The organism is Mycolicibacterium obuense, assembly GCF_055397605.1.
This window is the reverse complement of the sequence record NZ_AP043663.1, coordinates 2,920,994-2,933,260: the sequence shown is the minus strand read 5'-3', so window position 1 is coordinate 2,933,260 and position 12,267 is coordinate 2,920,994. Positions and strand designations below refer to the sequence as shown.

13 protein-coding genes are annotated in these 12,267 nt (G+C 69.1%); 6 read left to right on the top strand and 7 right to left on the bottom strand.

Annotation, left to right across the window (positions count from 1 at the left end):
• Window positions 1–6 precede the first annotated feature (6 nt).
• The 3 genes from ripD to ACZ50N_RS13925 form a co-directional block, all read right to left on the bottom strand.
• Complete coding sequence (ripD, locus tag ACZ50N_RS13935; protein WP_046364209.1) at window positions 7–636, bottom strand: NlpC/P60 family peptidoglycan-binding protein RipD; 630 nt, start codon at window positions 634–636, stop codon at window positions 7–9.
• A gap of 198 nt (window positions 637–834) precedes the next feature.
• Window positions 835–1,332 carry a thiol peroxidase gene (tpx, locus tag ACZ50N_RS13930; RefSeq protein WP_046364208.1) on the bottom strand — a complete coding sequence of 166 codons (498 nt, stop codon included), beginning with the start codon at window positions 1,330–1,332 and terminating at the stop codon, window positions 835–837.
• A gap of 42 nt (window positions 1,333–1,374) precedes the next feature.
• Window positions 1,375–2,064, bottom strand: coding sequence for a DUF899 domain-containing protein (locus ACZ50N_RS13925; RefSeq protein WP_046364207.1), 690 nt, complete (start codon window positions 2,062–2,064; stop codon window positions 1,375–1,377).
• An 85-nt stretch (window positions 2,065–2,149) separates the two neighbouring features.
• On the opposite strand from ACZ50N_RS13925, the gene tenA reads away from it, so the two are divergent.
• From tenA to aceA, 5 genes are read left to right on the top strand one after another with little or no spacing between them, the layout of a single operon-like run.
• On the top strand, window positions 2,150–2,866 hold the full coding sequence (gene tenA / locus ACZ50N_RS13920) for a thiaminase II (RefSeq protein ID WP_464467971.1): 717 nt from the start codon (window positions 2,150–2,152) through the stop codon (window positions 2,864–2,866).
• 49 nt (window positions 2,867–2,915) lie between these two features.
• Window positions 2,916–4,151: a GTP cyclohydrolase II gene (locus ACZ50N_RS13915; RefSeq protein WP_048422413.1), complete on the top strand. Its 1,236-nt coding sequence runs from the start codon at window positions 2,916–2,918 to the stop codon at window positions 4,149–4,151.
• Complete coding sequence (locus ACZ50N_RS13910) at window positions 4,148–5,371, top strand: URC4/urg3 family protein (protein ID WP_464473080.1); 1,224 nt, start codon at window positions 4,148–4,150, stop codon at window positions 5,369–5,371. Before ACZ50N_RS13915 ends, ACZ50N_RS13910 begins: the two co-directional genes overlap by 4 nt.
• Window positions 5,372–6,013 carry a uracil phosphoribosyltransferase gene (gene upp, locus ACZ50N_RS13905; RefSeq protein ID WP_046364203.1) on the top strand — a complete coding sequence of 214 codons (642 nt, stop codon included), beginning with the start codon at window positions 5,372–5,374 and terminating at the stop codon, window positions 6,011–6,013.
• A gap of 36 nt (window positions 6,014–6,049) precedes the next feature.
• Window positions 6,050–8,338 carry an isocitrate lyase ICL2 gene (gene aceA, locus ACZ50N_RS13900; RefSeq protein WP_048422411.1) on the top strand — a complete coding sequence of 763 codons (2,289 nt, stop codon included), beginning with the start codon at window positions 6,050–6,052 and terminating at the stop codon, window positions 8,336–8,338.
• Window positions 8,339–8,341: 3 nt separating this feature from the next.
• On the opposite strand, the gene ACZ50N_RS13895 is transcribed toward aceA, so the two are convergent.
• Window positions 8,342–9,112: an O-succinylbenzoate-CoA synthase gene (locus ACZ50N_RS13895; protein WP_133414060.1), complete on the bottom strand. Its 771-nt coding sequence runs from the start codon at window positions 9,110–9,112 to the stop codon at window positions 8,342–8,344.
• Window positions 9,113–9,147: 35 nt separating this feature from the next.
• Between ACZ50N_RS13895 and ACZ50N_RS13890 the strand changes: the two genes are divergently transcribed.
• Window positions 9,148–9,885 (top strand): glutamine amidotransferase, encoded by a 738-nt coding sequence (locus tag ACZ50N_RS13890; RefSeq protein ID WP_133414059.1) that lies wholly within the window; start codon window positions 9,148–9,150, stop codon window positions 9,883–9,885.
• On the opposite strand, the gene ACZ50N_RS13885 is transcribed toward ACZ50N_RS13890, so the two are convergent.
• From ACZ50N_RS13885 to ACZ50N_RS13875, 3 genes are all read right to left on the bottom strand, one after another.
• Window positions 9,882–10,172, bottom strand: coding sequence for a Dabb family protein (locus ACZ50N_RS13885; RefSeq protein ID WP_048422408.1), 291 nt, complete (start codon window positions 10,170–10,172; stop codon window positions 9,882–9,884). The two genes, ACZ50N_RS13890 and ACZ50N_RS13885, sit on opposite strands and share 4 nt — an antisense overlap.
• A 20-nt stretch (window positions 10,173–10,192) precedes the next feature.
• Entirely contained in the window at window positions 10,193–10,882 is a 690-nt protein-coding gene (locus tag ACZ50N_RS13880; protein ID WP_048422407.1) for an Rv0518 family GDSL lipase, read from the bottom strand.
• Window positions 10,883–10,945: 63 nt separating this feature from the next.
• Window positions 10,946–12,148 carry an acyltransferase family protein gene (locus ACZ50N_RS13875; protein WP_048422406.1) on the bottom strand — a complete coding sequence of 401 codons (1,203 nt, stop codon included), beginning with the start codon at window positions 12,146–12,148 and terminating at the stop codon, window positions 10,946–10,948.
• Between the last annotated feature and the right edge of the window lie 119 nt (window positions 12,149–12,267).

The window sequence follows — 12,267 nt, the reverse complement described above, 5'->3', positions numbered from 1 at the left end:
AATCGGTCAGGCGATGATGCGGACCAGGTAGGGGGCCATGTCCTTGGTACGCACCTGCGAGACGGCGACGCCGGAGTCGGTGGTCTCGACCATCTTCCCGTTGCCGATGAACAGGGCGACGCTCTGGGTGCCGTCCGGACCGTAGAAGAGCAGGTCACCGGGAAGTGCCAGCGACGGCATCACCTTCTGGCCGACCTTGTACATCTCGCCCGACGAGCGCGGCAGCTTCACGCCCACTCCGGCGTAGGAGTACACCATCAGGCCGGAGGCGTCGAAGCCCACCACCTCGACCCGGGGTGCCGGCGTCGGGGTGGCGGCGGGCAGGTTGAGTCCGGGCGTGGTCAGGTCCAGTGCCGAAGCGTCGGCCGCAGCCTGATCGGGGACGGCCTGATCGGGGACTGCCGGATCGGCGGGTGCGGCGGCCGTGCCCTTGCTGGGCCCGGACGCGCCGCCGCCGCCGTAGGCGAAGGGCACGCCACGCTGTGACAGCGCGCGGGCGATGACGACTTCCACGGCTTTCTGGTTCGTGGCCGAGCGCGTCGGCTGAGCCGCTGCCAGGCCGGGCGTCCCGACCGCCAGCGCAAGACTCAGCGCCAGCCCGAGAACTCCGACGACAAACCCACGAACCGCTCGCATGACACTTTCACCGCTTTCCGAGGCGCCAGCACCAGGGGATGGCACTGATCACATTGATAACAACAGTCACTATGACCACTTCTACACCACCTGAGCGGGTGTTTTTACGTCGTCGCAGGACTGCGGATCAATCAGATGCCCGACCGGAATCGAACGGTGACCTATGCCGGCGTCTCGCCGCCTAGGGTGTGTCGCGCGTCACGCGCCCAGGGCTGCCAGCGCCGCGTCGTAGTCGGGCTCCTGGCCAATCTCGGGCACCAGCTCGGTGTAGGTGACGTTGCCGTCGGCGCCGACCACCACGACCGCGCGCGCCAGCAGGCCGGCCATCGGTCCGTCGGTGATCTTCACGCCGTAGTCATCGCCGAAGCTGTCGCGGAACGCCGATGCCGGGGTCACGTTCTCGATGTCCTCGGCGCCGCAGAACCTCTTCTGGGCGAACGGCAGATCGTTCGACACGCACAGCACGGCGCCGCCGGCCGCGGCCGCGCGCTCGTTGAACGTGCGCACGCTCGCCGCGCACACGGGGGTGTCGACGGAGGGGAAGATGTTCAGCAGCACGGGCTTACCGCGGAACTGATCGTCACCGACGGTGCCGAGATCCGTTCCCACGAGGGTGAACCCGGGTGCCGGCGATCCGACAGCGGGAAGCTCTCCAACGGTGTTGATCGGGTTTCCGCGCAAAGTTATCTGTGCCATGCGCACAGTCTGCCAAGCGGCGTGGGTTCCGTCGCGCCCGGGTCAGGCCCCCGGATCCCCGTAGATGGCCCCGATGTCGGGCGAATCCAGCCATCCCGCATACGTCGGCCGCTGCGGCCAGCCTTCGGGCGAGTCCTGCCACACCTCCTGGCGGCCCCACGGCAGGATGTCGAGCAACGCGAACGAGTGGCTCAGCGCCTCGGTGCCCCGGCCGTTGGTGTGCCAGGTGCGGTAGACGCGATCCCCGTCCCGCAGGAACACGTTGACCGCGAACCCCGTCCCCGGCGCCGCGTCGACGTCGGCGGCGAAGGAACTCTGCGACGATGAATACCACTCCATCTGGTTCCCGACCCGTTTCTTGTAGGCCAGCGCCTCGGCGATGGGGCCGGCCGTGACGATGACGAACCGGGCGTCGTAGCTGTCGAGGAACTCCAGCCGGGTGAACTGGGAGGTGAACCCGGTGCAGCCGCCGCACTGCCAGGTCTGCCCGTCGCTCCACATGTGGTTGTAGACGATGAGTTGTGAACGGCCGTCGAAGATGTCGGCGAGCCGGATCGGGCCGTCCGCGCCGATCAGCGTGTAGTCGTCCATCTCGACCATCGGCAGCCGACGGCGCTGTGCGGCGACGGCGTCGAGTTCGCGCGTGGCGGCCTTCTCGCGGGCGCGCAGCTCGTCGAGCTGCGCACGCCACGTGGCGGCGTCGACGACGGGGGGAAGGGCGGGCTGGCTCATCTGACCATCCTGTCAACGGTGGGGCAACGGGTCAGCGGTGTTGACCGGACGGGCGCGCAGAATTCATCGCTGACAGGATGACGCCATGACAGCGCGCATCGGTTCTGGTGACCCCGATTCCTGGAGCACGCGACTGTGGGCTGAGATCGCCCCGATCTTCGAGGCGATCATCGCCCACCCGTTCCTGACCGGGCTGACGGACGGCACCCTCGACTCGGCGGCCTTCGCCCACTACGTGGCCCAGGACGTGCACTACCTGCGCGCGTACGCCCGGGCGCTCGCCGTGGTCGGCGCCAAGGCCGGCACGCTCGCCGATACCGCGATGTTCGCCCGGCACGCGGCCGAGGTGTTCGACGTGGAGCTCGAGTTGCACGGTGAGCTGCTGCCCGCGCTGGGTTTGTCGGCCGACGCGGTGGACGACGTTACCGTCGCGCCGACCACGCAGGCGTACAACAGCTACCTGATCTCGACGGTGTACGGGGGCTCCTTCGCCGACGGGCTCGCCGCGGTCCTGCCCTGCTACTGGATCTACGCGGAGGTGGGGGCCGAGCTGGCTCACCGCGGATCGACCGATCCGCGTTATCAGCGCTGGATCGACAGTTACGGCGGCGACGAATTCGCCGCGACCGTCACCGAGGTGATCGCGCTCGCCGACCGGGTGGGCGCGACACTGACCGATGCCGACGAAGCCGTCGCGCGCGCGCATTTCGTGACCACCTCCCGGTACGAATGGATGTTCTTCGACGCCGCGCACCGTCGGGAGACGTGGCCGCAGGAGATCTCGGGCGCATCCGCGCCGTAGTGACTAAGCTGGCGGATTCTCTCTCGGACCGACCAACCGAAGGACACCGATGCGCACCGGACACGTCCGACTGACGTCGCACAGCGGGGGCACCGACGCGCCCGCGGTGCACTGGGGCGCGCCGACGGCCGCCGAGCGCGGACCGATCGTCGGGACCACCGCTCGCACGCACCGCAACGTCATCGGCGCGCACAGCGGCGCCTACGGCGTGTACCGGGCGCTGGCCGTCGCCGCGGGCAAGCTCTCCGCCGACCACCGCGCGGACCTGACCGACACCGCGCCGACGGATCGCATCGGCCCGTTCCCGCAGTGGACCGATCCGACGACGATCGTCAGCCTGGACCCCTGGGGAGCGATGGTCACCGACGCGTTCGCCGACCAGATCGCCGCCGGCATCGACATCAGGCCCACGATCGCGGTGACCAAGGCGCAGGTCATCCTGCCCGAGATCGCCGACGCGCTGGCCAAGGGCCGGCTGGTCCCCGACGGCCGCATCCTGCTCGACACCGGCGCCGCTCAGGTCACCAAGGCCGCCGTCGAACCCGTGTGGCACCTGCCCGGCGTCGCCGCCCGCTTCGGCTGCAGCGAAAACGATTTGCGCCGTGTGCTTTTCGAAGAAACGGGCGGCATGTATCCCGAACTGGTGACACGCCCCGATCTCGAGGTCTTCCTACCGCCGATCGGCGGCCAGACGGTCTACATCTTCGGTGCGCCCGAAGACCTGGCCGACCCGACCGTCGAACTCACTGCGCGCGTGCACGACGAGTGCAACGGCTCGGATGTGTTCGGCTCCGACATCTGCACCTGCCGCCCGTATCTGACCCACGCCATCGAGGAGTGCATCAACGGCGCGCAGCGCGGCGGGGTGGGACTGGTGGCGTACTCGCGCAAGGAAGGTCGCGCGCTGGGCGAGGTGACCAAGTTCCTGGTGTACAACGCGCGCAAACGCCAAGCCGGCGGCGACACCGCCGATCAGTACTTCACCCGCACCGAATGCGTTGCGGGCGTGCAGGACATGCGGTTCCAGGAACTGATGCCCGACGTTCTGCACTGGTTCGGGGTGACGAAGATCCACCGCCTGGTGTCTATGAGCAACATGAAGTACGACGCGATCACCGGCGCGGGTATCGACGTGGGTGAACGTGTCTCGATTCCCGACGAGTTGATCCCTGCCGACGCCCGTGTGGAGATCGACGCCAAGATGGCAGCCGGCTACTACACGCCCGGCGAGGTCCCCGATGCCGAAGAACTCAAGCGGCCAAAAGGCAGGGGGCTACAGGGGTGACGGCTCCTGCCGAGGCCGCTGAGGCCGCGGGGGTGCTGCGCACCACGACGGCGGTGCGGACGCGGTCGACGTCGCTGCTCGACCGTGCCCGGGCGGGCGACTCCCCGTGGTTCACGGTTGATGACGACGCCCTGGAGCGGACGGCCGGCGCGGTGGCGACGCTGACCCGCAGCAGGTTCCCCGATCTCGACATCCCCCCGCACAGCCGATGGCGCCACTTCGGCGTCGGTGGTGTCGACCGCGCCGGCGCGCTCACCGAGCGACTCGACGATGCGGCCGCCGCTGATCGCGCCCGCGCCATGATCGACCTGACCGTGGTGAGCGTGCTGCTCGACGCCGGAGCCGGTGCGGACTGGGGATTCCTCGAGGACGGGGTGCGCTATCAGCGTTCCGAAGGTCTCGCGGTGGCCAGCTGGCACGGCTTCGTCGACGGCGCGTTCTCCAGCGACCCGGACCACCCGCTGCAGGTCGACGCCCACGCGCTGCGAGCTCTGACCGTCGACGACCTCGCCGCCGTGCTGCAGGTCTCCCCCGACAATCCGCTGGTGGGTCTCGCGGGCCGGGTCCAGTTGATGCGCAGCCTCGGCGATGCACTCTCCGCGCAACCCGAGTTGTTTGGGCCGGCCGGCAGACCCGGTGGGCTGTTCGACGCCTCCTCGGCCTCCTCCGGTGTCGTCGACGCACACGACATACTGGTCCACCTCCTCACCTCGCTGTCACGAATCTGGCCGTCCGGCAACGTGATCGACGCCGAACCACTCGGTGACTGCTGGCGACACGGCGCGGTCGACGGCCCCGGCGCGACCGCCGGCTGGCTGCCGCTGCACAAGCTCTCGCAGTGGCTCACCTACTCGCTGATCGAACCGCTGCAGTGGGCGGGAGTGACGGTCACCGGGATCGACACTTTGACCGGGCTGCCCGAATACCGCAACGGCGGACTGCTGCTCGACAGTGGCGTGCTGCGGCTTCGGGACCCCCAGTGGGCCGAGAAAGATTGGGCGCCGGGCGATGAACTGGTGGTCGAGTGGCGTGGACTGACCGTCGCCCTGCTCGACGAGATCGCCCCGCTGGTGCGTGCGCTCCTCGGCGTCGACGAGGCGGCCATGCCGCTGGCGTGTGTATTGGAAGGCGGCACCTGGGCGGCCGGGCGGGACACCGCGCAGCGGTTGCGAGGCGGACTGCCTCCGCTCAACGTGCTCAGTGACGGGACGGTGTTCTAGATGACTTCCTCCACATCCGGGGTGACCCTGGTCGACCATCCGCTGGTGCAGCACAAGATCACGCTCATGCGCCGCCGCGACGCATCGACCAACACGTTCCGCCGCCTGGTGCGCGAAGTGTCGGCGCTCATGGCGTACGAGGTGCTGCGCGATGTCGCGCTTCACGACGTCGAGGTGGACACCCCGATGGAGACCACCACCGGCAAGGTCATCGACGGCAAGAAGGTGGTGTTCGTCTCGGTGCTGCGGGCGGGCACCGGCATCCTGGACGGCATGCTCGACGCGGTGCCGTCGGCTCGCGTCGGCCACATCGGGCTCTACCGCGAGCCGAAAACGCAAGTGACGGTTGAGTACTACTTCAAGATGCCCAGCGACCTGGCCGAGCGCGACGTCGTCGTGCTCGACCCTCTGCTGGCCACCGGCCACTCGGCGACCGCCGCGGTCGAGCGGGTCCGCGAGCTCAACCCGAAATCGGTCAAGTTCGTCTGCCTGGTCACCTGCCCGGAGGGGATCGCGGCGATGACGCAGGCTCATCCCGACGTGCCGATCTACACCGCCGCCATCGATCGGGAGCTCGACAGCAACGGCTACATCCTGCCCGGCCTCGGCGACATCGGGGACCGCATCTTCGGCACCAAATAGGCCCCCGTCTCCAGCGGCCCCGCTCTAGGGTGGGTCATGGCCATCACCGAAGCTGACCTCGCGCCGCAGACACCGTTCGAGCGCGATGTCGTCGACACCCAACGCTATTTCGACAGCCCTCGGTTCGAGGGCATCATCCGGCTCTACACCGCGCGTCAGGTCGCCGAGCAGCGCGGCACGATTCCCGCCGACTACCCGGTCGCGCGCGAGGCCGCCACCGCGTTCCACCCCCACCTGCGTGAGTTGTTCGCCCAGGGCAGGAGCATCACGACGTTCGGCCCCTACTCCCCCGGCCAGGCCGTGGTGATGAAACGGATGGGCATCGAAGGGATCTACCTCGGCGGCTGGGCCACCTCGGCGAAGGGGTCCATCAGCGAGGATCCGGGACCCGACCTGGCCAGCTATCCGCTCAGCCAGGTGCCCGAGGAAGCGGCCGGCATCGTCCGCGCGCTGCTGACCGCCGACCGCAACCAGCAGTACCTGCGGCTGCAGATGACCCCCGAGCAACGCGCAACCACGCCGGAATACGACTACCGGCCGTTCATCATCGCCGACGCGGACACCGGCCACGGCGGAGATCCCCACGTGCGCAACCTGATTCGGCGTTTCGTCGAGAACGGGGTGCCGGGCTACCACATCGAGGACCAACGGCCGGGCACCAAGAAGTGCGGCCACCAGGGCGGCAAGGTGCTCGTGCCCTCGGACGAGCAGATCAAGCGGCTCAACACCGCGCGCTTCCAGCTCGACATCATGCGGGTGCCGGGCATCATCGTCGCGCGCACCGACGCCGAGGCGGCCAATCTGATCGACAGCCGGGCCGACGAGCGTGATCAGCCGTTCCTGCTCGGCGTCACCAACCTGAAGATCCCGTCGTACAAGTCCTGCTTCCTGGCGATGGTGCGCCGCTTCTACGACAAGGGCGTGACCGAGCTGAACGGCCACCTGCTCTACGCGCTCCCCGATGGCGAGTACGCCACCGCCGAAGCGTGGCTGGGTCGCCAGGGCGTGCTGGACCTCATCGACCAGACCGCGGCGGCGTGGCAGGACGGTGCCGAGCAGTCGTTGGATGCGGCGTTCGACACCGTCGAGTCCCGCTTCGTCGACGCCTGGCAGGACGACGCCGGCCTCGACACCTATGCCGGCGCGGTGGCCGACCTGCTCGAGTTCCGCGAGCGGGAAGGCGAATCGGCGGCGATGAGCGCCAGCCAGTGGCGCTCGTTCGCCGAACGTGCGCCGCTCTACGTCGCCCGGGAGAAGGCCAAGGAACTCGGGGCCGATGTCGCGTGGGACTGCGAGCGGGCCAAGACGCCCGAGGGGTACTACCAGGTGCGCGGCGGGATTCCGTACGCGATCGCCAAGTCCCTGGCCGCGGCCCCGTTCGCCGACATCCTGTGGATGGAGACCAAGACCGCCGACCTGGCCGACGCGAAGGAGTTCGCCGACGCCATCCACGCGGTGTATCCCGACAAGATGCTGGCCTACAACCTCTCCCCGTCGTTCAACTGGGACACCACCGGGATGACCGACGAGGAGATGCGGGCCTTCCCCGAGGAGATCGGGAAGATGGGCTTCGTCTTCAACTTCATCACCTACGGCGGCCACCAGGTCGACGGCGTGGCATCCGAGGAGTTCGCGACCTCGCTACGCCAGGAGGGGATGCTGGCGCTGGCCCGGTTGCAGCGCAAGATGCGCCTCGTCGAATCGCCCTACCGCACCCCGCAGACACTCGTCGGTGGCCCCCGCTCCGATGCCGCACTGGCGGCGTCGTCCGGCCGCACGGCGACGACGAAGTCGATGGGCAAGGGGTCCACGCAGCACCAGCACCTGGTGCAGACCGAGGTGCCCAAGAAGCTGCTCGAGGACTGGCTGGCGCTGTGGAGCGAGCACAACAAGCTGCCGGAGAGGCTGCGGGTGCAGCTGCGGCCGCGGCGTGCCGGCTCGGACGTGCTGGACCTGCAGATACTCGGTGAGGGTGAAGAGCCGCTGGCCAACGTCGTCGTCGACCCGATCAAGGACCGGCACGGCCGCAGCATCCTGACGGTGCGTGACCAGAACACCTTTGCCGAGCAGCTTCGGCAGAAGCGGTTGATGGACGTGATCCACCTGTGGCTGATCCACCGCTTCAAGGCCGAGATCGTGTACTACGTGACGCCGACCGAGGACAACATCTATCAGACCGAGAAGATGAAGAGCCACGGCATCTTCAGCGACGTCTACCAGGAGGTCGGCGAGATCATCGTCGCCGACGTGAACCAGCCGCGCATCGACGAGCTGCTCAATCCCGATCGCGAGGCGTTGACCCGCCTCATCGCCAAGCAGGACTGAGCGCTACAGCAGCGCGGCGGCGCGGCGCAGAAGGTCGCGCCACTGCGCGACGACGGCCGCGTCGGTGACGAGGCACTGCCCCAGCCGGGCCGCGTCGGGCCCGGCGGGCATCGGCGCGGCCGGCAGGTAGCCGTCGGAGGTGCCCAGCGATCGTGCGCTCGACACGACGTCACCGTCGCGCAGCCACTGCGGCACCGGGCCGCAGGCGTAGGGCAGGTCGGGCAGCGCGGCGGCCAGCGCGACATCGGCGGCCACCCCGATGCTGCTCGTACCGCTGAACACCACCAGTGCCGGAAGCCCGAGCCGCTCGGCGCGACGCATTGCGCGACGCACCCCGCCGAGGCGACCGCACCGCAGTACGACGACGTCGGCGCACTGCGGATCTGCGGCGAGCACGTCAGCGTCGACGGCGACCGGGAGGTCGACGCGGCGCCGGATCGCGGCGGCCTGCTCGGCGGTGCAGTCGATGAGGTGCGCCACGTCCGGTGCGGCCTCCCGGATCAGCGTCACCGCAGCGTCGATGTCTCGGCCGACCGCCACCGTCGGGCGAGCGGCGTCGACCGGCACCCGCCCCCGCAGCGCGTCGGGCCAGCCGACGGTGCTCGGCTCCATGGCCGCGGTCAGCCAGCGAGCCGCCAGCTCGTCGGAAGCGCCAGGGGGCGGGCTGAATTCACCCCACCCCTGCGGCCCTTCCACCAGGACCCCGTAGCGGGGGCCGCCCGCAGCGGGGATCGCGAACACGGGCGCGTCATCGAGATCGATCCAAGTTCTCACTGACCGACAAGCTAGCCCGTGACTACGCTGGTCCGGTGGCCGGTGCCCCGTTCCTGCTGTTGTCGATTCGCGGCGAGGACGACGCGGCCGCCGACGAGTACGCCGCGGTCATGCGGTTCGCCGGGCTCGACACGCAGAGCCTGCACCGCATCGGGCTCACCCATCAACCGCTCGGCGACCTCGATCTGGCGGACTGGTCGGGCATCATCCTCGGCGGCGGCCCGTTCACCGTCAGTGACGATCCCGCCACGAAATCACCGGTGCAGCAGCGCGTCGAGGACGAGCTCGCTGACCTCGTCGCCTCGGTCGTCGCCTCGGACTTCCCGTTTCTGGGGTGCTGCTACGGCATCGGCATCCTCGGTGCCGCGGTCGGGGCGAGCATCGACCGCTCACACAGCGAACCGGTCGGGCCGCTGACCGTCGAGCTGACCGACGAGGGGCGCGCCGATCCCCTCTTCGCAGGCCTGCCGGACAGTTTCGACGCGTTCGGCGGTCACAAGGAGGCGGCCTCGGTGCTGCCGGACCACGTGACCCGGCTCGCCCGCTCCGCCGACTGCCCGGTCCAGGCGTTCCGCGTCGGCGCCAACGTGTATGCCACGCAGTTCCATCCGGAGCTCGACGCCGACGGGCTGTGCACCCGCATCGACGCCTACAAGAACGACGGCTACTTCGCGCCCGACACCGCCGAGACGCTCAAAGATGCCGCACGCCGCCGCCCGGTCACCCACCCGATGGCGATTCTGCGCGCGTTCACGCAGAGGTATGGCCGCTAAGCCGGCAGGTCCATCTGTGCCCGTGCGATCTGCTCGACCATCGGCGCCAGGCGCGCCCGCAGCGCATTGTGCTCCGCATCGGCGTCGTATCCGCGATAGGCGTCGACGTCGGTGAAGTCGGCCACGATCACGAAGTCCCAATTGCCCTCGCGCAGGCCCGCATCCGAGCCCACCGAGTACGCCACCGTGCCGGGGCAGTTCAGTTCGCGCAGGCCCTGCTGGATCTGCGCGAGTTCGGCGGCGTCGTAGCCGTCCTTGAGCTTGGCGAGCACCACGTTGCGGATCACCCGCGCACGGTAGCAGCTGTTCAGTACGGCGCGAGTTGAGTGCCGATCAGCGGCGCGATCTTGTCCGCCATGTACGTGTGCCCGGCGTCGGTGGGGTGTACGCCGTCGGCGCCGATGAGGTCGGGCCGGCCGACGAACCACCGGGCGGCGATCGGATCGACGAACGTCGCCCCGGCCAGCTGGGCCTGATAGCCCAGGATGTCGCGGATCCGCACGATCTCCGGCGGCGGATCGGCCGTCGGCCACGGCGGGCCGATGACCAGCATCTTCGCCGACCTGGCGATCTGGCGAGCCAAGTTCAGCGTGCCGTACATCGCGATCGACAGGCGGGTCGGTTCGACCTTCATGTCGTTGCGCGACCCGAAGAACACCACGAGCGTGTCGTTGGGTTTGACGGCCCGCACCGTGAGGTCTTCGAAGACGCTGCCGCGGTTGCCGCGGGTGCAGTATCCGGCGCCGCCCTCCGCGGCCACGGTGGGTGTGACCGGGATGCCGTGACTGCTCAGCGCCTGCCACACCTGCGGCGCCCAGCCCTGCGGACCGTTACCGCCCTGATCGCTGCCCGTGGTGTACGAATCGCCGATCACGGCGACTCGGTTGACGGCGTAATCGAGGGCTTGCACCTGGCGGTGGGTGACGGCAGGAGCGGGTGCACTGAAGAAGCCGAACAGCATGGCGGCAGCGAGGATCCACGTCAGCACACGACTCACTGGACCAGCCTAGGGTCGGGCCCGCCGGGCCGGCGCGCCGACTCGCCGCGCATCACGATGTCGTCATCCCGCCCGCGCGGTGACCGGCTGCAGCCGTCCCTGGGGCGACGCCGAGAGGCCGGCCGGCGGCGTGCGGGGCTCGATCATCCGGCGCATCCAGCGGCGCGCCGGTTCCTCGACGACGTGGTAGAGCAGGGCGGCCAGGAGGCCGGACACGAGCACCAGGCCGAGCACGGTGAATTTCGCCGACCAGCTGGGCACCAGCGTGATCGCGAACTGCTGGACCGCCCAGTTCCACATCGTGTGCACGATCTCGTGGATCATGTACAGCCCGAAGGAGATGTGCCCGAGATAGACCATCACCGACGTCGACAGCAGCGCGGGAAGCGTGCCGGCTCCGATGGACAGCGTGATCACCAGAGGGACGAATAGCACGTCGACGAGCCCGCCGGCGTCGAGCATGTCCTGAGGCGGATAGGCGTCCAGGAGATAGAGGCCACCGATGATCGTGGCGCCCAGAGCGAGCGCGCCCAGGCCGGCGGCCTGGCGGGCCCGATCGGACAGCTGAAGGCGGCGGACCGCGGCACAGGCCAGCGCCCCCGCGGTGAACTGCATGATGATGCGGGGCAGCCAGCTCCACGGGGTGTAGAAGACGCCGTGGGCCAGCAGCAGCAGCGTGGGCGCCAGGGCGGCCGCGACCGCCAGCCACATGAGCCCCCGCGCGCGGGTCACCCCGGCGATGCGGAACACCACCAGCACCAGTCCGCCGAAGAGCAGGTAGGCGAGCCACTCGGCACTGATCGACCAGGCCGGACCGTCCCAGCTGGAGCCGTCGAAGTACGGCTGGAACCACAGCTGAACCAGGAACACCTGTTTGAGCCAGCTCAACGCGTTCAGTGATGCGATGACGTCCGGCGGCAGCGGGAACCGCCCCACGTAGAGGGTGAACACCGCGAACGCCGCGGCCAGGTGCATGGTCACCAGGTACACCGGCCACACGCGGGCCAGGCGTAGCCACAGGAATCTCAGCGTGGCGCGCGTCGACCAGGACTCGCCCATCCGATCGAGGTAGTTCCACGTCAGCACGAAGCCGCTGAGGATGAAGAAGAGGTCGACGCCCTGGGCGCCGGCGTTCAGGATCGGCGCCAGCGCACTGCGCACTCCGGGCGACGCTTCGGCCAGCAGCGGCCGGAAGTGGAAGAGCACAACCCACAGCGCAGCCACGATGCGCAGGCCCGACAGGGCTCTGATCTCACCGGTGCGCACACGACTCTTTTCGGTCTCGACGAACCACCTCGACGAACCTCGAAGCAGTGCCGACGGCGTCGATCCTCGGGGCCACGCACAGGTCGCCTCCCCGAGGCGACGACGCCGGCGACCGGTGG